This is a genomic window from Alteriqipengyuania triglochinis (assembly GCF_054655655.1).
Genome location: NZ_BAAHNC010000001.1, coordinates 1,010,643 through 1,031,051, shown reverse-complemented (window position 1 = coordinate 1,031,051; position 20,409 = coordinate 1,010,643). Strand labels below are relative to the sequence as shown.

Annotated in this window: 20 protein-coding genes; 14 read left to right on the top strand and 6 right to left on the bottom strand. The window is 66.4% G+C overall.

Annotated elements, in window-relative coordinates:
- Window positions 1–8 precede the first annotated feature (8 nt).
- The 8 genes from puhA (at window position 9) to ACYQ0L_RS05040 (ending at window position 5,626) form a co-directional block, all read left to right on the top strand.
- The gene (gene puhA / locus ACYQ0L_RS05075) at window positions 9–782 is read left to right on the top strand and encodes a photosynthetic reaction center subunit H (RefSeq protein ID WP_459787854.1); all 774 of its coding nucleotides are present in this window, start codon (window positions 9–11) and stop codon (window positions 780–782) included.
- Window positions 779–1,435, top strand: a complete 657-nt coding sequence (gene puhB / locus ACYQ0L_RS05070) for a photosynthetic complex putative assembly protein PuhB (protein ID WP_459787852.1) — start codon at window positions 779–781, stop codon at window positions 1,433–1,435. The genes puhA and puhB overlap by 4 nt, the downstream gene beginning before the upstream one ends.
- Window positions 1,432–1,908, top strand: a complete 477-nt coding sequence (gene puhC, locus ACYQ0L_RS05065; protein ID WP_459787850.1) for a photosynthetic complex assembly protein PuhC — start codon at window positions 1,432–1,434, stop codon at window positions 1,906–1,908. The genes puhB and puhC overlap by 4 nt, the downstream gene beginning before the upstream one ends.
- The gene (locus tag ACYQ0L_RS05060; protein WP_459787848.1) at window positions 1,908–2,210 is read left to right on the top strand and encodes a hypothetical protein; all 303 of its coding nucleotides are present in this window, start codon (window positions 1,908–1,910) and stop codon (window positions 2,208–2,210) included. Before puhC ends, ACYQ0L_RS05060 begins: the two co-directional genes overlap by 1 nt.
- Window positions 2,207–3,283, top strand: coding sequence for a magnesium-protoporphyrin IX monomethyl ester (oxidative) cyclase (acsF, locus tag ACYQ0L_RS05055; RefSeq protein ID WP_459787846.1), 1,077 nt, complete (start codon window positions 2,207–2,209; stop codon window positions 3,281–3,283). Before ACYQ0L_RS05060 ends, acsF begins: the two co-directional genes overlap by 4 nt.
- Window positions 3,280–4,080, top strand: a complete 801-nt coding sequence (gene puhE, locus ACYQ0L_RS05050) for a putative photosynthetic complex assembly protein PuhE (RefSeq protein WP_459787845.1) — start codon at window positions 3,280–3,282, stop codon at window positions 4,078–4,080. Before acsF ends, puhE begins: the two co-directional genes overlap by 4 nt.
- A gap of 20 nt (window positions 4,081–4,100) precedes the next feature.
- A complete protein-coding gene (hemA, locus tag ACYQ0L_RS05045; protein ID WP_459787844.1) occupies window positions 4,101–5,321 on the top strand; it encodes a 5-aminolevulinate synthase in 1,221 nt (406 codons plus the stop codon).
- Window positions 5,322–5,404: 83 nt separating this feature from the next.
- Entirely contained in the window at window positions 5,405–5,626 is a 222-nt protein-coding gene (locus ACYQ0L_RS05040; RefSeq protein WP_459787842.1) for a hypothetical protein, read from the top strand.
- A 121-nt stretch (window positions 5,627–5,747) separates the two neighbouring features.
- On the opposite strand, the gene ACYQ0L_RS05035 is transcribed toward ACYQ0L_RS05040, so the two are convergent.
- The 3 genes from ACYQ0L_RS05035 to ACYQ0L_RS05025 form a co-directional block, all read right to left on the bottom strand.
- Window positions 5,748–6,230, bottom strand: a complete 483-nt coding sequence (locus ACYQ0L_RS05035) for a c-type cytochrome (RefSeq protein ID WP_459787841.1) — start codon at window positions 6,228–6,230, stop codon at window positions 5,748–5,750.
- A gap of 42 nt (window positions 6,231–6,272) precedes the next feature.
- Window positions 6,273–7,583, bottom strand: coding sequence for a DUF3422 family protein (locus tag ACYQ0L_RS05030; RefSeq protein WP_459787840.1), 1,311 nt, complete (start codon window positions 7,581–7,583; stop codon window positions 6,273–6,275).
- A 145-nt stretch (window positions 7,584–7,728) separates the two neighbouring features.
- Window positions 7,729–9,159, bottom strand: coding sequence for an NAD-dependent succinate-semialdehyde dehydrogenase (locus ACYQ0L_RS05025; protein ID WP_459787839.1), 1,431 nt, complete (start codon window positions 9,157–9,159; stop codon window positions 7,729–7,731).
- A gap of 96 nt (window positions 9,160–9,255) precedes the next feature.
- Here ACYQ0L_RS05025 and ACYQ0L_RS05020 point away from each other — a divergent pair, with 96 nt between their 5' ends.
- The 4 genes from ACYQ0L_RS05020 to ACYQ0L_RS05005 all read left to right on the top strand — a co-directional run bounded on the left by ACYQ0L_RS05020 (window position 9,256) and on the right by ACYQ0L_RS05005 (window position 13,164).
- Window positions 9,256–9,630 carry a hypothetical protein gene (locus ACYQ0L_RS05020; protein WP_459787838.1) on the top strand — a complete coding sequence of 125 codons (375 nt, stop codon included), beginning with the start codon at window positions 9,256–9,258 and terminating at the stop codon, window positions 9,628–9,630.
- Window positions 9,631–9,699: 69 nt separating this feature from the next.
- On the top strand, window positions 9,700–10,371 hold the full coding sequence (locus tag ACYQ0L_RS05015) for a glutathione S-transferase family protein (protein ID WP_459787837.1): 672 nt from the start codon (window positions 9,700–9,702) through the stop codon (window positions 10,369–10,371).
- A gap of 57 nt (window positions 10,372–10,428) precedes the next feature.
- A complete protein-coding gene (msrB, locus tag ACYQ0L_RS05010; protein WP_459787835.1) occupies window positions 10,429–10,845 on the top strand; it encodes a peptide-methionine (R)-S-oxide reductase MsrB in 417 nt (138 codons plus the stop codon).
- 207 nt (window positions 10,846–11,052) lie between these two features.
- A complete protein-coding gene (locus tag ACYQ0L_RS05005; protein WP_459788043.1) occupies window positions 11,053–13,164 on the top strand; it encodes a transglycosylase domain-containing protein in 2,112 nt (703 codons plus the stop codon).
- Between the two features lie 153 nt (window positions 13,165–13,317).
- Here ACYQ0L_RS05005 and ACYQ0L_RS05000 read toward each other — a convergent pair whose 3' ends face one another.
- The 3 genes from ACYQ0L_RS05000 to hflK all read right to left on the bottom strand — a co-directional run bounded on the left by ACYQ0L_RS05000 (window position 13,318) and on the right by hflK (window position 16,997).
- Entirely contained in the window at window positions 13,318–14,871 is a 1,554-nt protein-coding gene (locus ACYQ0L_RS05000) for a Do family serine endopeptidase (RefSeq protein ID WP_459787834.1), read from the bottom strand.
- Between the two features lie 138 nt (window positions 14,872–15,009).
- Window positions 15,010–15,858: a protease modulator HflC gene (gene hflC, locus ACYQ0L_RS04995; protein WP_459787833.1), complete on the bottom strand. Its 849-nt coding sequence runs from the start codon at window positions 15,856–15,858 to the stop codon at window positions 15,010–15,012.
- Between the two features lie 2 nt (window positions 15,859–15,860).
- On the bottom strand, window positions 15,861–16,997 hold the full coding sequence (hflK, locus tag ACYQ0L_RS04990; protein ID WP_459787832.1) for a protease modulator HflK: 1,137 nt from the start codon (window positions 16,995–16,997) through the stop codon (window positions 15,861–15,863).
- A gap of 116 nt (window positions 16,998–17,113) precedes the next feature.
- On the opposite strand from hflK, the gene ACYQ0L_RS04985 reads away from it, so the two are divergent.
- Both ACYQ0L_RS04985 and ACYQ0L_RS04980 read left to right on the top strand, forming a co-directional pair.
- Window positions 17,114–18,097, top strand: coding sequence for an Mrp/NBP35 family ATP-binding protein (locus ACYQ0L_RS04985; RefSeq protein WP_459787830.1), 984 nt, complete (start codon window positions 17,114–17,116; stop codon window positions 18,095–18,097).
- Window positions 18,094–20,388, top strand: coding sequence for a molybdopterin cofactor-binding domain-containing protein (locus ACYQ0L_RS04980; protein WP_459787829.1), 2,295 nt, complete (start codon window positions 18,094–18,096; stop codon window positions 20,386–20,388). Before ACYQ0L_RS04985 ends, ACYQ0L_RS04980 begins: the two co-directional genes overlap by 4 nt.
- Window positions 20,389–20,409: the final 21 nt, after the last annotated feature.

Sequence of the window (20,409 nt, the reverse complement as noted above, 5' to 3'; positions counted from 1 at the left end):
GAGCCCCAATGACCGATCCCTATCTGGTGGGAACGCTCGATATCACGGAGCTGGTGTTTCTCGCCTTCGTGCTGTTCTTCATCGCGCTCGTCTTTTACCTGCGGCGCGAAGACCGGCGCGAAGGCTATCCGCTGGAAGACGAGGGGACCGGCTTCGTCCAAAGTCTCGGCGGGCCGCTGAGCCGCGCGAGCCCCAAGACCTTCCGGCTGCCCCACGGGCACGGGCTGTCCTCGCCCGAAAGCGGCGCGCGCGAGCGGGTGGATGTTCCGGCAAAGCGGGCGTTCGGCTCCAATGGCGCGCCCTATGTGCCCACCGGCGATCCGCTGATCGACGGGCTCGGCCCGGCATCGTGGGCGAACCGCAAGCCCGTGCCCGACGTCACGCATGACGGGCGCCCGCGGATCGTGCCGATGAGCCTGGAATCGGACATCGCGATCGCCGCGCGCGACGCCAATCCCGTCGGCATGATGGTGGTCGGCGCGGATTTCCAGCCGGTGGGCGAGGTGACCGAGGTGTGGATCGACCGGGCCGAGCATGTCATCCGCTATCTCCAGATCGCCACCGGGAGCGGCAGGACCGTGCTCGCACCGATGGCCATGTCGGTGGTGAAGAAGGGCAGGGGCGTGATCGTGATCGATGCGCTCAACGCCGCGCAGTTCGCGGGCGCACCGGCCCCGGCGGCGCCCGATCAGATCACGATGTATGAGGAAGAGCGGATCGTCGCCTATTTCGGCGGCGGCTACCTCTATGCCACGCCCGAAAGGCAGGAGCCGCTGCTATGAGCGCGCAGGATCGCCAGCCGGCCCGCCCGCGCACGGCGCTCAGCGCCGCGCAGGTCGAGGCGCTGTGGAGCCCGCAGCGCGACGAGAGCGTGCTCTGGCAGGGCAAGCCCGACGCGCGCGTGCTGGCGCGCAGCGCGTTTCGCAGCCCGTGGATCGCAGGCTATTTCGTGGCTCTGGCGCTGTGGGCGCTGGCAGAGGGCAGCGCGGGCGGCGCGCTGGCCACGCTGGGCGCGGGCCTGTGTGTGCTCGCGCTCGTCTACGCGCTGGCCCTGATTTCGGCGCGGACGACGAGCTACATCCTGACCGACCGCCGGATCATTTTGCACATCGGCATGGCGATCGAGAAGACGGTCAACCTCCCGCTCGGCAGGATCGGCGCGGCTCGCCTGAACGACAGGAGCAACGGTTTCGGTGAGATCGCGCTGGAGCCCGCGGGCGAACATACGCTGGGCTACCTCTTGCTGTGGCCGCACGCGCGGCCATGGCACTTTGCCCATCCGCAACCGATGCTGCGCGGCCTGCCGCAGGCGGCGATGGTCGCGGAACGTCTGGCCGAGGCGGTCGCCGCTCATCAAGCGATCGCGCGCGCCGAAGAGGCGCCGCCGCCGGCTCCGGGCCGCGTCCGGCCTACGCTGGAAGGGGCCTTCGCATGAGCTTGCATCACGACCACGACGCGCCTGTTCTCAAGGTTCCGCTCGCGCTGATTGCCGGGATCGCGGTGCTTGCGATCCTGCTGGCGGCATCGGTTAGCTTTGGCCTCGTCGGGCGTGACGCCGTGCCGCAGGCATCGCGCATCGCTGCGGGCACGCAGGAGACCGCGCGCCGCAGCCTCTATTTCCATGATGCGCCCGACGGCGCGGTGCTGGTGTCCGACGCGGCGACAGGAGAAGCGATCGCGCGGGTCGAGCCGGGCACGGGCGGTTTCGTGCGCTCCACGATGCGGGGCCTGGTGCTGGTCCGCAAGCGCGCCGGCATCGGCCCCGACACCCCCTTCGAGCTGACCGGATGGGAGGATGGCGGCCTGACGCTGAGCGATCCGGCCACTGGCGAGAGCCGCGAGCTGGTCGGCTTCGGAGAGAGCAACCGGGCGGCCTTCGCCGTGCTGCTGGAACAGGAGACGGCGTGATGGCGGAAACGACCAACAGGCACCGGCGGTTCGACATCCCCTGCCGGATCAGTGTCGAGCAGAGCGACGAGCATTTCCATGCCCATGTCGAACTGGCCGAGGATGTCGGCATCCGTCCGGGAGACAAGGTGCGCGTCCACGGTGCGCCGATCCAGATCGCCTTCGGCGAAACCGCGCAGTTCGAACGCATGGCCACGGTCACCCGCGCCGGGCCGCTGATGCGCGAATGGACCAAGCTGGTCGCCTATCTAGATCTTCGTGAGCTCTACGAAGTCAGTTTCAGCGCAGGGAGCCTCAAATGAACGCCCAGACCGCATTCGCCGCCCGTCCGGATCAACGGCCGGACACCTATGCCATGGCGACGCACGAGACCGTGCTCAGCCCGCGCTTCTACACGACCGACTTCGATGCGCTCGACGGGATCGACGTGTCGCTGGTGCGCGGCGAGTGGGACGGCCTGCTGGCCGAGATGGAAGCGGACCCGAACCGCTATCACTTCAAGCGCGATGCCAGCTTCGATGGCGTGATCGAAAGTCTCGATCCGGCCCTTCGCGCCGAGTTCATCGATTTCCTGGTCAGTTCGCTGACCGCGGAGTTCTCGGGCTGCGTGCTTTATGCGGAGATCGCGAAGCGGACGAAGAACCCCGATGTGAAGCGTCTGTTCAAGCTGCTGGCGCGGGACGAGAGCCGGCATGCAGGCTTCATCAACGACACGCTCAAGGATGCCGGGATCGGGATCGACCTGGGCTTTCTGACGCGGACCAAGAAATACACTTTCTTCAAGCCGAAATTCATCTGGTACGCGGTCTATCTGTCGGAAAAGATCGGCTATTCGCGCTACATCACGATCTACCGCCATCTCGCGCGCAATCCGGACCGGCAGTTCCACCCGATCTTCCAGTGGTTCGAGGAGTGGTGCAACGACGAGTTCCGTCATGGCGAGGCTTTCGCGCTGCTGATGCGGGCGGACCCGAAGCTGCTGAAAGGCGCGAACAAGCTGTGGATCCGGTTCTTCCTGCTGGCGGTCTACGCCACGATGTATGTTCGCGATCACGGCCGTCCCGTTTTCCACGAAGCGCTCGGGATCGACCCGACCGACTATGATTACGAAGTCTTCTCGATCTGCAGCCAGATTGCCCGGCAAGTCTTCCCGGTGGAACTTGAGACCGACGATCCTGCCTTCCGCACCAAGATGGACCGGTTGCTCGCCGCCACCCGCCGGATCGAGGCGGGCAAGACGCAGGGCGGCATCGGCGGCCTCGCGAAGCGCGCCCACGGCATGGGGCGGGTGGGTTTGGCTTTCGCGAGCATGTATTTCCATCGCGCGCGCCGCAACGAGCTGCCGCAAAGCGTCAGGATGCAGCCCGCGTGGTGAGCTTCACCGGTCATATCCTGCCGGTGATGGCAACCATCCTTGTGTGGTTCTTCGCCACCGGGCTGATCGCGTGGGCGGCGAACGCGCCGCGCGCGGGCTTTGCGCGCAGCCTGGTGCTGGCTGGCATGGCCGGGATCGCGGGGCTGGCAGCGGTGCTCGCATCGCAGCAGATGACCGGAACCGAGGGTGCCTATCTTGGCTTTGTGGGTGTGCTGTCGATCTGGGGCTGGCACGAATTGGCCTTCCTTACCGGCGGCGTTACCGGGCCGCGCCGCGAACCGGCAGCGCCGCACGCGCGCGGGCTCGCCCGCTTCCGTCAGGCGAGCGCGGCTGTCATCCACCACGAACTCGCGCTCGCCGGCACAGCGGCGATGCTCGTCGCGCTTGGCTGGGGCCAGCCCAATCCGCTTGGCGCGCAGGTTTTCGCGCTGCTCTTCGCGCTGCGCCTGCTGGCCAAGCTGAACCTGTTCGCAGGCGTGCCCAATGCGAGCACCGACATCATGCCGCGCCACCTGCGCTACTTGACCAGCTATTTCGGGCCCAACCGCTTCACGCCGCTGCTGGCGCTGAGTCTCGGAATGGCGATCGCGCTCGCGACATGGCTCGGCGTAGAGGCGGCCCTTGCTGCACCCGGCGCTGCGGCCACGGGCGCGAGCCTGCTGTTTGCGCTCGCCGCGCTCGGCGCGCTGGAATATCTGTTTTTCGCCCTGCCGCTGCGTGACGGTGCGCTGTGGGGCTGGGCCATCGCTGCCCGGGACAAGCGAGAACCTGCTAATATGATGAGGGGTCTGCCATGACGACGAGGGAACCTTCCGCGATGGATTTCGAAGCTTTTTTCAAGGACCAGCTGGATGGGGTTCGCGAGGAGGGCCGCTATCGCGTGTTCACCGATATCAAGCGCCATCGCGGCTCCTTCCCCCAGGCGACGCGCTTCGTGGGCGAAGAGACGCAGGACGTCACCGTGTGGTGTTCCAACGATTACCTCGGCATGGGGCAGCACCCGGTGGTGGTGGATGCGATGCACGCCGCGCTCGACGAATGCGGCGCAGGCGCGGGCGGTACGCGCAATATCTCGGGCACGAACCACCACCACGTGCTGCTCGAGCGCGAACTGGCGGACCTGCACGGCAAGGAGGCGGCGCTGCTGTTCACCAGCGGCTATGTTTCCAACTGGGCCGCGCTCGGCACGCTGGCGAGCCGAATCCCGGGCTGCGTGGTCTTTTCGGATGCGCTGAACCACGCATCGATGATCGAAGGTATCCGCCATTCCAAGGCGGAACGGCGCATCTGGGCGCATAATGATCCGACGGATCTCGACCGGCAGCTGTCCGAATACGGGCCCGACGTGCCCAAGCTGGTCGCCTTCGAAAGCGTCTATTCGATGGATGGCGACATCGCCCCGATCGCCGAGATCCTCGACGTGTGCGAGCGCCACGGCGCGATGAGCTATATCGACGAGGTTCACGCGGTCGGCCTTTACGGTCCGCGCGGCGGCGGCATTGCCGAGCGCGAGGGGTTGATGGACCGGATCACCGTGATCGAAGGGACGCTGGGCAAGGCGTTCGGCGTGATGGGCGGCTATATCGCTGCGAGCGCCGATCTGGTCGACTACGTGCGCACCTTCGCCAGCGGCTTCATCTTCTCGACTGCGCTGCCCCCTGCAGTGGCCGCGGGCGCGGCGGCGAGCATCCGGCATCTCAAGGCGAGCAATGTCGAACGAACGATCCACCGCGAGCGGGTCCAGAAGGTGCGGCGCAGGCTCGATGCGATCGGCATCCCGCATCTCGACAATCCGAGCCACATCATCCCGGTGATGGTCGGCGATGCGCACAAGTGCAAACGGATCAGCGACTGGCTGATGGACAACCACGGCATCTATGTGCAGCCGATCAATTACCCGACCGTCCCGGTCGGGACCGAGCGCCTGCGGGTCACGCCGTCGCCCGTTCACGACGATGGCGACGTCGACCGGCTGATCGGCGCGCTGAGCGAAATCTGGTCGCAGTGCGAACTCGCCCGGATGAGCGCGGCCGCCTGACGTGATCGCGTCGGGCGCGGAACGGGTATGCCCTTGAGATCGTTGATCTTCAGGGGTGATGGGGGAGAAAGCGAGAAATTACTATGGCTACCATGAATTTCCCGATCCTCGCGGTCGCTGCACCGCTCAACCTCGTGACGATGCTGGTTGTGCTGGCTGTGGTCGCGGTCGCATTCCTGTTCTTCCTACGCCAGCGGTCCAACCGCCATCCGATGGATACGCCCGAAGGCAAGGCCGCGGAGGACATGCGCCGCCGCGAGGCGGAAGAGGAACGCCGCAAGGAAGGCCGCCCCAAGGTCGACTGATCGCCCGCCGAGCGACCCATTTCTCCGAGGTCGGAGGGCACGCCCGCTCCACAGATCCCACACAAAAAAGGCGCCGCCGCATATCGCGGCAGCGCCTTTTTTGTGGCTGTCCCGGGTGTGGTTAGGACTGCGTCTGCAGGTAGGCGATCAGGTCCGCCCGCTGCTGCGGGTCCTTGATGCCCGGGAAGATCATCTTGGTCCCCGGAACGGTCCCCTGCGGATCGGCGAGGTAGACGAACAGCTCTTCCGGAGTCCACGTGATGCCGCTGCTCTTGTTGGCATCCGAATAGTTGAAGCCTTCGACCGAACCGGCCTCGCGACCGACGACGTTGTGGAGTGACGGGCCGACCTTGTTCACGCCCTCTTCCACGCTGTGGCAGCTCATGCAATTGGCGAAGACCTTCTCGCCCGCAGCCGCATCGCCGGTGAGGCTGGCAAAATCGACATCCGCTGCCGGAGCGGTGGTTTCCGCAGCCGTGGTTGCGGGCGTTTCGGCCGTCGTTTCGGGAGCGGCAGCTTCTTCATCGGCGCGGCTGTTGCAACCGGCAGAAACAAGCAGGCAGGCCAGTGCCATGCTTCCGACAAAACCATGAGATTTTTTCATATATTTTTCTCCTCACCCACGCCTGAGTCCTCGACGCATCAGCTATAGACCCTTTTTGCCATGTTTCAAAGCACGGCCTTTATATGAACGATTGGTGACGTCTTCGGTTTCCCTGATGAAACGATTGCGAATTCGTGAGACGAGAAGGAAGATCGTCAGGATCACGACCGGGGTCACCAGACCGATTGCGATGCCGACGATATCGCCCTTGCCGAAGGCCTCGGCTCCCTTGGCCATGTAGGCGATCAGCGCGACCGCATAATAGCTCGCGGCGATCACCGAGAGGACCTCTACCAGGTTCTGCAACCGCAGCTGTAGGTTGAAGCTGCTTTCCATCGACCGTAGCAGGTCGAGGTTCTGCGCCTTGATCCGCGTGTCGATCCGGGTGTTGAGCAGGGCGATGGCATCGCCGCTGCGTTCGGAGAGGCGCCGCAGACGTCCGACGAAGGTCTCGATCGTGCGCGTCGCGGGCACCAGCCTGCGTTCGGTGAAGTCGGTCAGGCTCTGGAAGCCGTCGATCGGCTGGACGTGGAGCCCCTCCAGGCGATCCGCCGCGATCTGCGCGTAGGCCTGGCTGGCGCTCATGCGGTAGCTGTTTTCTGCGCGAATCCGGGCCAGCTGGGCGGAGAGGCCGGAAAGCTCGCCCAGGAGGGCCTCGTCATCACTCTCCGCGTCGTCCGCCAGCGCCTGTGCATGCTGGGCCAGTCGCGCTTCGAGCGCCTTGAGTTCGGGCATGAGGCGCTGGACCTGCGGCAGGCCGACCAGCGCAAGATTGCGGTAATTGCCGAGCTCCTGCAGCCGCTGGACGATCCGGCCCAGATCGTCGGGCTCGTGCATCGGGGCGGCGATCAGCAGGCGTCCGTGGCCGTCCTCGCGAATGCGGAAGTCGGACCAGACCCGTACGTTCGAACACACATGGCAGGAGACGAGATCCTGCCGCTCGAACCCCATCTGCGGCAGCAGCGCCTGCGCATCGGCCTCGCTAGCTTCGACGAATACTTTCGTGGCCCGCAGCACTGCGCCCGGCCATGAGCCAAGCCAGTCGACCAGCGCGTCCATCGCATCGCCATCGCGCCCCGGCGCAATGAGGGTGATCGTGGTCGCTTCGGTATGGCGTTCCCACAGGAAGGTGGTGCCGCCTGCAAATTCCAGCACCGCGTAGCGGCTTTCCCGCTCGGCCGAACTCGGTGGCACGGGAGGGCGCGAGAGGTGGTCCTGCTCCGCATCCCGCAGTTCCTCTTCGACGAGGCACACCATCTGAACGATGCGGGCGGGGGCTTTCACTGGGGCGAAGCGGCGCAGGTGCATCTCGTGCACCAGTTCACGCCGCAAGGGATGCTCCGTGAAGGCCATGATGTGCAATACACCAATAGTGGTGATTGCAAAAGGCGATGCCCGCAAGACATCGCGCGCGACTATTCGCCGTTATGCAATTCGCGCAAGTCTCGATTTGAAAAAGACAGGAAGGGAGGGGGCGCGAAGGCCCCCTCGTCAGTCATCAGCTTTCGTGGATGGTCTTGGGGACCATGCAGTGCATCACGCCTTCTTCCCCGTCCTCGCGGCCGAAGCCGGACCACTTGACGCCGCCGAAGGGCGCATCGGGTGCACTCACGTTGGCGCCGTTGATCGCCAGCATGCCCGCTTCGACGTCTGCGGCAAGGCGGCTGCGCAGCTTGGGATCGCTGGTCCATGCATAGGCGGCCAGGCCATAGGGAAGGCGGTTCGCCTCCTCGATCATCGCGTCCGCGTTCGCCATCGGGTTGACCATTGCGACCGGGCCGAACGGCTCTTCGTTCATGATTTCAGCATTGGTCGGCACTTCGCTGAGCACGGTCGGCTCGAAGAAGAAGCCCTGGTTGCCGATCCGCTCGCCCCCGGTGCCGAGCTTCGCACCCTTGCCCTTCGCGTCGGCGATCTTCTTCGCGAGGCCTTCGGGCCCGCGCTCGTTCGCCATCGGGCCCATGCGTGTGCTGTCTTCCATACCGTTGCCGACCTTGATCGCCTTGGCCCGTTCGATGAAACCGTCGCGGAACTGCGGGAAGAGGTCTTCCTCGACGAGGAAGCGCGTGGGGCTGACGCAGACCTGCCCGGCATTGCGGAACTTCGCGCCGACCATCGTGTCGAGCACGTTTTCGACATCGCTGTCCTTGAACACCATCACCGGCGCGTGGCCGCCCAGTTCCATGGTCATTACCTTCAGATCGTCGGCCGCCAGCTTGGTGAGGTGCTTGCCCACCTGGGTCGAGCCGGTGAAGGTCACCTTGCGGATGATGGGCGAGGCGAGGAGGTGGCGGCTGACCTCGTCCGGAACGCCGAATACGACCTGGCAGACATCGCCCGGTACGCCGCCGTCGAGCAGGCACTGCACCAGCGCGAGGCCCGCAGCAGGCGTTTCTTCGGACGGTTTCACGATGACCGAGCAGCCTGCGGCGATCGCGCCGCCGATCTTGCGCGCGACGTTGATGGCGGGGAAGTTCCAGGCCGCGAAGCCTGCGACGGGCCCGACGGGCACGTAGATCACACGCGCGCTCTGCCCTTCTGGGCGCACCAGCGTGCGGCCATAGGTGCGCTTACATTCTCCGGCGTAGAATTCGAACAGCATCGCGCAGAAGATGACCTCGCCATAGGCTTCCTTGACCGGCTTGCCCTGTTCGCGGGTCAGCAGCTTGGCGATGTCGCCTGCGCGTTCGCGGATCAGGCCGGCTGCCTTGTTGAGCGCGGCGGCGCGCTTGTCCGCGCTTTCCTTGCGCCAGGAATGGAAGCCCTTGTCGGCATTGGCCAGCGCGGTGTCGAGATCTTCGCTGGTCGCATGGGGCAGGCTGCCGAGCACTTCGGCCGTGGCGGGGTCGATCACGTCCTGCGTCTCGCGCCCGCCGCCGGAGATTTTTTCGCCACCGATAAGGAGGTGAAGGGAGGAATGGTCGGTCATATGGCAGGCTCCTGTCGCAAACGGTTCGTCTTGTTTTCGTGCCGCTCTCCAGAAAGGGGCAGCGCCACGTGTGGCCTTCAGGTATAGGCCCCGGGCATGATCGCCAACCTCCTCAGCCTCGTTTTTCTTGCCTTTCAGCCCACGCTGGGCACCGCCGAGCCCGCAGAGCCGATGCAAGCCGCGCCGTTATCCGCGCAGCAGGAGGGTGCGTTGCGCTGCGCGGCGGCCTTCGCGCTGGTCGCGGAGCGGCAGCGGGCGGGGGATGAGGACGCGCTGGCCTATCCGCCGATGGTGGAGCGCGGGCGCGAGTTCTTCGTGCAGGTCGGCGCACGGCTGATGGACGATGCGGGCCTGACGCGCGAGGCTATGGCCGCGCGCATGCGCGCCGAGGCGGACACGATCCTCGCCGAGAAATCGCTGGACGAGATCATGCCACCGTGCCTGCTGCTGCTTGACGCGTCGGGACTGTAGCACCGCCTGTCGACAAGCGGGTCGCAAGCATCTGGATTTGCAGGCGCGATTGGTCCATTCGCAAATCATATGTGGACCATCCACCAATTCCCCCTGTGCCCGTTCAGCCGTAAGGTCCGGATCCTGCTGCGTGAGAAAGGCGTGCCCTTCGCTCTCCAGCGGCTCGACCCGTGGAAGGCCGACGACGACTTTTTCGACATGAACCATGCAGGCCGCGTGCCTGTGGTCGAGGAAACCGAGAAGGGCATTGTCCTTAACGATTCGACCGCGATCTGCGAATATTTCGAAGAGACGGTCGACAAGGCGCCGATGATCAATGGCTCTGCGCTCAATCGTGCGGAGATCCGGCGGCTCGTCGCGCTGTTCGAGGAAAACCTGTTCGGCGACGTCACCATGCCGCTGCTGCACGAGCGAATGCGCAAGCGCCTCGTCCTGCGTCAGCCGCCCGATTCGCGCATCATCCGCGAGGCAATGAAGCTGGCGCACGCGCATCTCGACTATCTCGACTGGCTGCTCGACCACCGCGCCTGGGTCGCAGGGCCGCAGTTGAGCCTCGCCGACATAACCGCCGCCGCGCAGCTATCCGTCGCCGACTACCTCGGCGGGATCGACTGGAAGGACCATGGGCCGACGCGCGACTGGTATGCCGCCTTCAAGAGTCGGCCGAGCTTCAATCCCCTGCTGGGCGAGCGGATGGATACGATCCAGCCGCCGCCGCATTACGGGCAGCTCGACGATTGAGCTGGAAGATCGCTTGCGCAGGACCATATGCGCTGTGCGAAAGGAGTTTTTCCGACCATGCCCGATAAGATGGACCTGACCGAAGACCAATGGCGCGAGCGCCTGACGCGCGAGCAGTTCGCCGTCCTGCGCGAAGGAGGGACCGAGCGTGCCTTCACCGGCGCCTACGACAAGCTGAAGGACGAGGGCGACTATCACTGCGCTGCCTGCGGCACGCTCGTCTTCCGCAGCAACGAAAAATACGACAGCGGATCGGGCTGGCCCAGCTTCTACGCCCCGGCGGATGATGGTGTCGTCGAAACGCGGCAGGACGTATCGCACGGGATGACCCGCACCGAGGTGCTGTGCGGATCCTGCGAAGGGCATCTGGGCCACGTATTCCCCGACGGCCCGAAGCCTACGGGCTTGCGCTATTGCATCAATTCGGTCGCGCTGGAGTTCGAAGCTGCGGGCGATCCGCCGGTCGGCAACTGATCGGCTAATTGCGGCAAAAAAATGTCGTTCATTCGGCATTGAGCTTCACCTATGCATAGCGGCCACATGAAAGGTGCGATGACGCACCGCAGGCTGGGATAAAGCGGGTCAATGGCGGGACGGAAGACGGTGCGCGTAAAGGAGGGACGTCGTTTCCCCGGAGCGCGAACCTGGGAGAAGACGCCGCGCTGGCTGCGTCTGACGATTATGTGGCTCTTCGGGCTCGGCGTGCTGGCGGTCGTCTTCCTGCTGCTGGCCGTGGCTTTCGCCGCGCGCTCACTGCCTTCCTACCAAGAGCTCAAGGCGGCGCAGACCGCGCAGACCATCGTCGTGCGCGCGGCCGATGGCAGCGCGATCGTGGAGCTGGGGCCGAGCCCGGGCGAATGGCTCGACAAGGAAGAAATTCCCGAAGTCATGAAGCAGGCGATGATCGCGGTCGAGGATCGTCGCTTCTATTCGCATTTCGGTATCGACCCGGTGCGAACCGGGGGCGCGTTCCTCGAACCCGTTCTCGGCTCGCGCGCGCGCGTTGCAGGTACGTCGACGATCACCCAGCAGCTTGCGCGTAACGTCTTCCTCAATTCGAACCGCACGCTCGACCGCAAGGCGCGCGAAGCGATCCTCGCGCTGGCGCTGGAGGCGAAGTTCAGCAAGGAACAGATCCTCGAACTCTACCTCAACAAGGTCTACTTCGGCGGCGGTGCCTATGGTGTGGACAGCGCCAGCCGAAAGTTCTTCAGCCACCCCGCGACCGAACTCTCGACCGCCGAAGCCGCGATCATCGCGGGGCTGGTCAAGGCGCCGAGCCGCTATTCGCCGACCGCCGATGTCGATGCCGCAGTCGGCCGTGCGCAGGTCGTGCTGCGGCTGATGCGCGAGCAGGGGCGGATCACCGCCGCACAGGCATCGGTCGATCCGTCCGCCGTGAAGCTGAAGGAAGAGACGGGTCAGAACTCGGTCCGCTACTTCACCGACTGGGCGCTACCCCAGCTCGATATCCTGCTGCCCAACACGCTCGAGCCGATCGAGGTGTGGACCACGATCGATGTCGGTATGCAGAACGCGGCGACCGCCGCGATCAAGTCCAATGCGCCCGATGGTGCGCAAGGCGCGCTGGTCGCGCTCGACCGCGACGGGGCAATCCGCGCGCTGGTGGGCGGCAAGGACTATGTCGAAAGCAACTTCAACCGCGCCACGGTGGCCAAGCGCCAGCCGGGATCGGCGTGGAAGCTGTTCGTCTATCTCGCCGCGCTGGAGTCGGGCTACCGCGTGGATGACAGCGTGGTCGATGCGCCGATCTCGATCGACGGATGGACCCCGCGCAATTCCAACGGCCGCTTTGCAGGCGAGATGAGCCTGCGCCAGGCCTTCGCCTATTCGGTCAACACCGTGGCCGCACAGCTCGGCAACGAGGTCGGCTTCGGTACCGTCGCCTCGATGGCCCGCCGCTTCGGCATCACCTCCGACATTTCCACCTACCCCTCGATGGTGCTGGGCACGTCCGAAGTCCGCCTGATCGACATGACACGCGCCTTCGCCTCGGTGGCTGCGGGCGGCATGTCGGTCGAGCCCTATGGCATCGCCAAGGTGACGACGACCGGCGGGGAAACGCTCTACGAGCGGGAAACCCCGCGCGAGGTGCGGCTGGTGCCCGATTATGTCGCCACCCAGATGACCGATCTGATGCAGGCGGCGGTGCAGACAGGGACCGGTCGGGCCGCGCAGATCGGGCGTCCGGTCGCGGGCAAGACGGGCACGACCAGCTCCAACAAGGACGGCTATTTCGTCGGCTTCTCCTCGGGGATTACCACCGGCGTGTGGATGGGCCGCGACGACAGCAAGGCGGTCGGCGGCCTGTCGGGCGGGCGGGCCCCTGCGCAGGCGTTCTCCGCCTTCATGCGCTTCGCGGTCAAGGATCGCCCGGTCGAACCTTTCGACACCGAGACCGACCTGCCCGACTGGCAGGTCGAGCCGGACGAGGAGTTCTACTACGGCGACCCGGAGGACTATTACTTCATCGACGAGCAGGGCAACCTGATCGAGCCGGGCCGGCGCGGGGGCGAAGAAGGCCCGGCGAGCGAGGGCGCGACCGAGCGTCCGCGTCCGCAGCCCGGCGAAGGTGCCGATGGGGAGCGGCAGGCGGTCGACGACGACTTCCTCGAACGCGCGATCGGTGGCGGGAACCAGGGGCAGACGACCCGCCCGCAGCCGCCTCAGCAGCAGGCTCCGCCGACCCCGCGCCCCTCGCCGCAGCCAGCCCAGCCGGGCCGGGGCGAGGCACCCGCAATCCCGCCGCAACAACGCGAGCAGATTTACTAGCGCGCCCAGCGGTGCCGAAACGAACGCGAGCGGTCCGTGCTTACGCAGCCCGGATCGTCGCCGTCATCGTCCGCCTTCCGCAGGTAACACAAGAAAAAGGCCCCGCCGGATCGCTCCGACGGGGCCTTTGAAGTTTTGGAAGCGGCGGCACCCCTACTGGATGCGTACCGCGATATAGCCAGCCGGTCCGCGCGCACGCTGAATGCGCAGGACAACCGAAGGACGCCCTTCTTCCTCGGCTTCACGGACGATGGCCTCAAGCTCCTGGGTCGAGGTGATCGTGCGGTAGTTTGCCGACAGGATGATATCGCGGCGCTGCAGCCCCTTGCGGGCGGCATCCGAATTGCGATCCACCCCGGCGATCGCCAGACCTTCGGTGTCTGCCGGAACGCCCAGCTGGCGCGCAATCGCCGGGTTGATCGGCACGACGCCCAGGCCCAGCTTCTCGGCCAGGAACTCGCCTTCGTCGATCTCCGCGCTCATCGCATCGTCGTCTTCGTCCTCGCCGCCGAACATCTGCGACTGGGCGATTTCTTCCGCGCTGGGGCGGGTGCCGACCGTGACGTTGACCTTACGGCGTTTGCCATCGCGGATCAGCGTGACCGGAATCGTGGTACCCGGGGCCACGTTCGCAACCAGGAAGGACAGCGTCTGGTCGGTCGTCACTTCCTTGCCGTTGACGGAAATGACCACATCGCCCGGCTCGATCCCGGCAAGCGCGGCTGCTTCGCCATCGACCACCGTCTGCACCAGTTCACCGCGGTTGCGCGGCAGGCCAAGCGCGGCGGCGAAATCGTCCGTCACCGGCTGGATGCTGACGCCGAGGTAGCCGCGCTCGATCTCCTCGCCCCGGCGGAGCCGCTCGACGATGGGCGCTGCGGTATCCGCAGGGATCGCGAAGCCAACGCCCACGCTGCCGCCCGAGGGCGAAAGGATGGCGTTGTTGATGCCGATCACATTGCCACGCATGTCGAACAGCGGGCCGCCCGAGTTGCCGCGGTTGATGGCGGCATCGGTCTGGATGTAGCGATCATAGGCGCCTGCACCGGCGGTGCGCAGGACCGAGGAAATGATCCCGCTGGTGACCGTCCCGCCGAGGCCGAACGGGTTGCCGATGGCCACCACCCAGTCACCTGCGCGAGCCTGTTCGGAATCGCCGAACTGCACGAAGGGGAAGGGTTCGCTGCGGTCGATCTTGAGCACGGCGAGGTCCGACTCGGCGTCCTTGCCGACCAGTTCCGCCTCGTATTCGGTGCCGTCGGGCATGGTCACGGTGATCTCTTCCACCGTCCCGCGACCCTGCGGCGTCACCACGTGGTTGTTGGTGACGACGTAGCCGTCGGCCGAGATGATGAAGCCCGAGCCGAGCGACTGGCCTTCGCGGGTGGTCGGCTGGCCCTGCTGGCGATCGCCGAACATGCCTTCGAACGGGGTGCCCGCAAACGGATTGTTCGTTTGCACCTCGACCCGCTGGCGGGTGGAGATATTGACCACCGCCGGGGCAAGCTGTTCGGTCAGGTCGGCGAAGCTTGCGGGCGCCCCGGCGCGCGGTACCGCGGTCTCGATCCGCGGGTCGGCGTTCTGGGCGACCTGCGCGCCGGCAGGCTGTCCGGTTACGAGGGAAACGGTGGCGCCGCCGAGCAGCAGCGCAGTGGTCAGGCCATAAGCATATCGCACGGGTCTCACGTCCTTCTGGTTCCTTTTCATTTCGTCGGCCTCTCCTTGCGCGATCAACGCGCGAAGGGGCGGTCTCTTTCCCGCATCACACTCAAGGACGCAGGCGCTTAATCGCGTTTGAACGGCGCCGGGTCACTCCATGGAGGCCCGACGCCGTTCGACGAACCGTCAACGCCGTCCGCGGAACTGCCGGAGATACTCGTTCTCAGGCGACAGGATAATGCTGCTTTCGCTCTGCGGCTGGGTCGCTGGATCGCGCGAGGTTTCGAAAGTCGAATCGTAGCTCTGCATCGCACGGTAGAAATCGTAGAAGTCCGGGTCCTGGCCAAAGCTTTCGGCATAGATCCGGGCCGCCTGCGCATCCGCTTCGGCGCGAATGATGCGCGCATCGCGGCTGCCGCCTGCGCGGATCGTGCGTGCTTCGCGCTCACGGTCCGATTCCATCCGGCGGAAGGCCGATTGCAGCGGTGCTTCGGGCAGGTCGGTCCGCATGATCTTCACGTCGACCACCTCGGCCCCGTACTGGCGGGCCTGCCGGTCGAGATTGGCGCGCACGTTGGCGAGCGCATTGCCCCGTTCGGCGGTCAGCATCGACTGGAAGGTGCGGCGGCCGAGTTCCTGGCGCAGGACCGAGTTCAGGATCGGCTCGAGCGCGTTGCGCACGCCATCGGTCGATCCGGCGCGTTCGACCATCCGCACGGGGTCGACGATCCGGAACCGCGCATAGGCATTGACGAGCAGGCGCTGCTGGTCGGCCGAGAGCACTTCCTCGTCGTTCATTTCCAGATCGAGCAGGCGCTTGTCCACCATGCGAACCGAATCGATGAAGGGCACGCGCAGGTAGAGCCCCGCGTTTGCATCGCCGCCGATCGTGTTGACCGTGGCGACCGGTTCACCGGTCCGTACGATCACTGCCTGTTCTTCCTCGGGCACGATGAAGATGCTCATCAGGAGAGCGACGATCACGATCCCCACGACAAGAATAATTGCGCGATATCTGTCCCAGACACTGGTCATGATTACTGGCCCCCTGCAGGCGTGGTTGCCTGCGGCGGTGTCGGCGTGGTCCGGCGACGATTGATCTCCGGCAACGGCAGGTAGGGCGTCACATCGTCCGTCTCGACGATGGTCTTATCGGTCTTGCTCAGAACGCGCTCCATGGTCTCGTAATAGATGCGACGGCGCGTCACTTCGGGCGCCATGCGGTATTCCTGATACACCTTGTCGAAGGCCTGTGCTTCACCTTCGGCGTTGGCGAGAACCTGCTGAGCATAGCCCTGTGCCTGGTTGCGTGCCGCGTCGGCGTTCTGTTCGGCGACCTGCACGTCGCGGAAGGCGTCGACCACCTGTGCGGGCGGATCGGCCTTCTCGACCTCAACACCCAGCACGCGCACGCCCGCACCATAGCTGTCGAGCGTGGCCTGCATGCGCTCGCGCACGTCCAGTTCGATCGCGGCACGTCCCTGACCGGAGAACGTCTCGTCCAGTTCGGTCTCGGCAACCGATGCGCGCATCGCCGCCTCGGCAGCTTCGTTCACGGTTTCGATCGGGTCGACGACGCGGAATTTGTAACCTTCGAGGTCCTTGATGTTCCAGCGCACGATGTAGCTGAGATCGACGAGGTTCTGGTCCCCGGTCAGGATCAGCTTGGCCTGGCTATCGCCGCCGGGGATGCGCACCGAGCGCACACCTTCGACATCCTCGATATCGACCGTTTCGAAGGGAAAGGGCGCGGTGAACTGGAGGCCGGAATCGAGCGTGCGGGTGTAGTTGCCCAGCGTCTTCACGACCGCCTTCTGCTGCGGGCCGATCAGGTGCGTGCTGGTCACGCCAATCCAGACCAGGACGACGGCACCGATGATGAAAGGCACCCAGCTCTTCCCGCCGGGGCGCTGGGGCATGCGGAAGTTCGGGCCGCCGGGGCCGCCCGGCCCGCCGGAGCGGCGGCGCGGGCCTTCGGGGCCGCGGTTCTTGAAGATATCCTCGATCGAGGCGGAGCGCCGCTCGCCGTCGCCGCCTTGTGGCAGCCATGGATTGCGCGGGCCCTTCGGCTTGCCCTCGCCGGGCTTGCCGTCACCGGCCTTGTCGCCACGCGGTTCGTCGCCGCCCGGCCCGTCGCCGTCAGAAGATCCGCCCCATGGATTCTTGCCGGCCATCGCCAGCGCTATTCTCGAGTGAAACCCGTCCAAGATTTTCATGGCATTGGTTATAGGGAGCGTTGCGAGCGAAAAACAGGGGTTGCCCGCGCATTTTTGCTGTTATTGAGCCGCCGATGACGAGTAACCGGAAGATCGAGCTTGATGAGGTGCGGGCAGCGTTGCCCCCGCAGCTCGCAGAACGGGTGGCAGCGGTGCGGGCGCGCGACGATGCGCTGTCGCTGGTGGCCGATGGCAGCGGCCTCGGCGAGAGCGCACGCGCCAGAGCCGAGGAGGAGATTCGCGCAGCGCTGGCCGGTCTTGCCGGGGGGCGGCAGGTCGCGGTCGCCTTCATGGGCGAACGCGTGCAGCGCAGGATCATCGCCATCGGATCGGGCAAGGGCGGCGTGGGCAAGTCCACCGTCACCGCCAATCTCGCGGTCGCGCTGAAGCAAACCGGGGTGAAGGTCGGCGTGATCGATGCCGATATCTACGGCCCTTCGCAACCGATCCTGCTGAAGAGCGAGCATCTCAAGCCCGAGGCGGTGGGCGAGACCCTGCAGCCGGTGGTCGGCGCGGCGGACATTCCGATGCTTTCGATGGGGCACCTGGTGAACAAGGGGCGCGCGCTGGCCTGGCGCGGGCCGATGGCGGGCCGCGCGCTCGCCCAACTGTTCGAGGCGAACTGGGGCGATGCCGAGCTGCTGCTGGTCGACCTGCCGCCGGGCACCGGCGACGTGCAGATCACGATGCTGCAGAAATTCCGCCCCGATGGCGCGGTGATCGTCTCGACCCCGCAGGATCTCGCGCTGGCCGATGCGGCGCGTGCGGGATCGCTGTTCGACCAGGGCGAGGTGCCGATCCTCGGGCTGGTCGAGAATATGGCGGGCTATGTCTGCCCCCACTGCGGAGAGGCGAGCGATCCCTTCGGCAGTGGCGGCGTGGAGCGCGCGGCGGGCCGCCTCGAACTGCCGTTCCTGGGGCGCATCCCGCTCAGCCACGCGGTGCGCGAATCGAGCGACGAAGGCACGCCGATCGCACTGGGAGACAGCCCCGAGGGTGAGGCGTTCCGCGCGATTGCACAAAAGATCGCCGCCGCGCTCAACGTGGGCGCTGCGTGAAAATTTCGCGCCGGGGTGTGCTGGCAGGCACGGCGGCGGGCGGTGGCCTGGTCGTAGCCTACCTGCTGCTACCCCAGCGCTTTGACGCACCGCTTGCCCCCGCAGAGGGCGAGGCCGGTTTTGATGCCTGGCTCAAGATCGCGGCCGACGGGGTCATCACGGTTGCCGTGCCGCAGTGCGAGATGGGGCAGGGTGTCAGCACGCTGCTCCCGCAGATCGTCGCGATGGAGCTGGGGGCCGACTGGCGGCAGATCGCGGTCGAACCTGCACCGCCTACCGGGGCCTATCCCAATGTCCCGCTGGCGAGTCACTGGGCGCCGCTCTGGATGGCGGGCGGGGCCGAAATCGCCAGCGACGAGGATTCGCTGCTGGCCCGCCGCTTTGCCGAGCGTACCCGCTTCACTGCGACTGCTGCAGGGACCACGCTTGCTGCCTATGAGCGTCCAGCGCGCGAGGCCGCGGCCACCGCGCGCGCAATGCTGATCGCGGAAGCCGCTGCGCGCTGGGACGTCGCGCCGGAGGAGTGCCGGACGCAGGCCGGTTTCGTGATCGCCGGCCAGCGTCGTCTGCGTTTCGCGGAGCTTGCGCAAGGCGCGGCCGGTCGCGAGCCGCCGGATGTCGCGCCCCTGCGTAGCGAGCCACCTGCCGAGCCGCCTCGCGGTGCGGGCACCACCGCAGAAACGGCGTTCCCCCGGCTGGACCTTCCGGCCAAGGTCGATGGCAGTTTCCTGTTCGCGGGGGATATCCGCCTGCCCGGCATGGCCTTCGTCGCTATTCGCCACGGGCCGCTCGATCGCAGCCGCCTCAAGCGATACGAGAAGGAGGCCGCAGCAAACGTGCGCGGCCTCCTCGGGATCGTCGAAGGCAATCGCTGGCTAGCCGCAGCGGGTGAAACCTGGTGGGCGGCCGAGCAGGCGCTGGCCGCGATGAAGCCGGTTTTCGGGGTGAACGACCCGGTCGATAGCGACGCGATTGCCGAAGCGCTCGGCAATGGGTTGGCCAAGGGCGAGTCGGAGCGTGTCGCGCTGGTCGGCGCGCGCGAGGTGATCGAGGGCAAGCCCACGCTCACCCGGCGCTACGACATTGCCCCGGCGGTCCATGCGCCGCTGGAGACCGCCACCGCCACCGCATGGCTCGACGATGGCAAGCTGACGCTGTGGATCGCGAGCCAGGCACCCGAGCGCGCCCGGGTCGCGGCCGCGCGCGCGGTTGGCATCGGGGTGGAGAATGTGATCTTGGTGCCGATGGCGGCGGGCGGCAGCTTCGACGCGCGGCTCGACCATAGCCATGCGATCGAGGCCGCAGTGATCGCGCGCGAGCTGGACCGCCCCGTCCAGCTGGTCTGGTCGCGCTGGCAGGAAATGATCGCGAGCCCCCCGCGTGCGCCGGCCGCGGCCGAGATCGGTGCGCGGCTGGGCCGCGACGGCGAGATCGTCGCGCTGACCGGGCGGATCGCGGTGCCGCCCTTCATGCGCGAACAGGGGGCCCGCCTGTTTGCCAACCATACGACGTGGGCCGCGCGCGAGGATACGGCGGGTCAGGCGGATTCGCTGGCGGTGGCGGGCGCCGTGCCGGTGTACGACATACCCAACCTCGCGATCGATCACGTGCCGGTGGCGATCGGCCTGCCGGTCGCGCGGATGCGCGGCGGCGGCGACGCGCTGACCGCCTTTTTCACCGAGAGCTTCGTGGATGAAGTGGCCGAGACGCTGGGGCGGGAGCGGCTCTCCTACCGGATCGCCATGCTGGGGCAGGACCTGCGGATGGTCGAAGTGCTCCAGCGCGCCGCGCGGCTGGCGGAATGGGATGGCGGCGAGGTGGCGAACGGGCAGGGCATCGCCTGTCACCGCATGATGCTCGGCGAGCGTTTCGGCCGGATCGCCTGCGTCGCGCAGGCCACCCCCGGGGAAGGGGGCGTGCGCGTGAGCCGCCTCAGCGTGGCGGTGGATATAGGCCGGATCGTCAACCGTGACCTTGCCCGCCAGCAGATCGAGGGCGGGCTGATCTTCGGCCTGTCGCTGGCGCTGGGATCGGGAATGGGCTTTGCCGGGGGGCTGCCGACGACAAGTCGCCTCGCCGCGCTCGACCTGCCGACGCTCGCCCAAAGCCCCGAAATCGCGATCGATTTCGTGACGAGCGACGCCGAACCCTTCGATCCCGGCGAGCTGGGAACCGTCATCGCCGCGCCCGCGATCGCCAATGCGCTTGCCTCTGCCACGGGGCAGCGGTTCCGTTCGCTTCCGCTCGATCTCGCCGCTGCCCGGACCGCGCCACCGGCGCTTCGTGAATAATGCCGTCTTGACGAACAGGCG

What these genes read in the sequence shown, in the direction of transcription:
- puhA (WP_459787854.1), top strand. Translation starts at nt 9, where the DNA reads ATGACCGATCCCTATCTGGTGGGAACGCTCGATATCACGGAGCTGGTG.
- puhB (WP_459787852.1), top strand. Translation starts at nt 779, where the DNA reads ATGAGCGCGCAGGATCGCCAGCCGGCCCGCCCGCGCACGGCGCTCAGC.
- puhC (WP_459787850.1), top strand. Translation starts at nt 1,432, where the DNA reads ATGAGCTTGCATCACGACCACGACGCGCCTGTTCTCAAGGTTCCGCTC.
- ACYQ0L_RS05060 (WP_459787848.1), top strand. Translation starts at nt 1,908, where the DNA reads ATGGCGGAAACGACCAACAGGCACCGGCGGTTCGACATCCCCTGCCGG.
- acsF (WP_459787846.1), top strand. Translation starts at nt 2,207, where the DNA reads ATGAACGCCCAGACCGCATTCGCCGCCCGTCCGGATCAACGGCCGGAC.
- hemA (WP_459787844.1), top strand. Translation starts at nt 4,101, where the DNA reads ATGGATTTCGAAGCTTTTTTCAAGGACCAGCTGGATGGGGTTCGCGAG.
- ACYQ0L_RS05040 (WP_459787842.1), top strand. Translation starts at nt 5,405, where the DNA reads ATGGCTACCATGAATTTCCCGATCCTCGCGGTCGCTGCACCGCTCAAC.
- ACYQ0L_RS05035 (WP_459787841.1), bottom strand. Translation starts at nt 6,230, where the DNA reads ATGAAAAAATCTCATGGTTTTGTCGGAAGCATGGCACTGGCCTGCCTG.
- ACYQ0L_RS05030 (WP_459787840.1), bottom strand. Translation starts at nt 7,583, where the DNA reads ATGGCCTTCACGGAGCATCCCTTGCGGCGTGAACTGGTGCACGAGATG.
- ACYQ0L_RS05025 (WP_459787839.1), bottom strand. Translation starts at nt 9,159, where the DNA reads ATGACCGACCATTCCTCCCTTCACCTCCTTATCGGTGGCGAAAAAATC.
- ACYQ0L_RS05020 (WP_459787838.1), top strand. Translation starts at nt 9,256, where the DNA reads ATGATCGCCAACCTCCTCAGCCTCGTTTTTCTTGCCTTTCAGCCCACG.
- ACYQ0L_RS05015 (WP_459787837.1), top strand. Translation starts at nt 9,700, where the DNA reads ATGTGGACCATCCACCAATTCCCCCTGTGCCCGTTCAGCCGTAAGGTC.
- msrB (WP_459787835.1), top strand. Translation starts at nt 10,429, where the DNA reads ATGCCCGATAAGATGGACCTGACCGAAGACCAATGGCGCGAGCGCCTG.
- ACYQ0L_RS05005 (WP_459788043.1), top strand. Translation starts at nt 11,053, where the DNA reads ATGTGGCTCTTCGGGCTCGGCGTGCTGGCGGTCGTCTTCCTGCTGCTG.
- ACYQ0L_RS05000 (WP_459787834.1), bottom strand. Translation starts at nt 14,871, where the DNA reads ATGAAAAGGAACCAGAAGGACGTGAGACCCGTGCGATATGCTTATGGC.
- hflC (WP_459787833.1), bottom strand. Translation starts at nt 15,858, where the DNA reads ATGACCAGTGTCTGGGACAGATATCGCGCAATTATTCTTGTCGTGGGG.
- hflK (WP_459787832.1), bottom strand. Translation starts at nt 16,997, where the DNA reads ATGGCCGGCAAGAATCCATGGGGCGGATCTTCTGACGGCGACGGGCCG.
- ACYQ0L_RS04985 (WP_459787830.1), top strand. Translation starts at nt 17,114, where the DNA reads ATGACGAGTAACCGGAAGATCGAGCTTGATGAGGTGCGGGCAGCGTTG.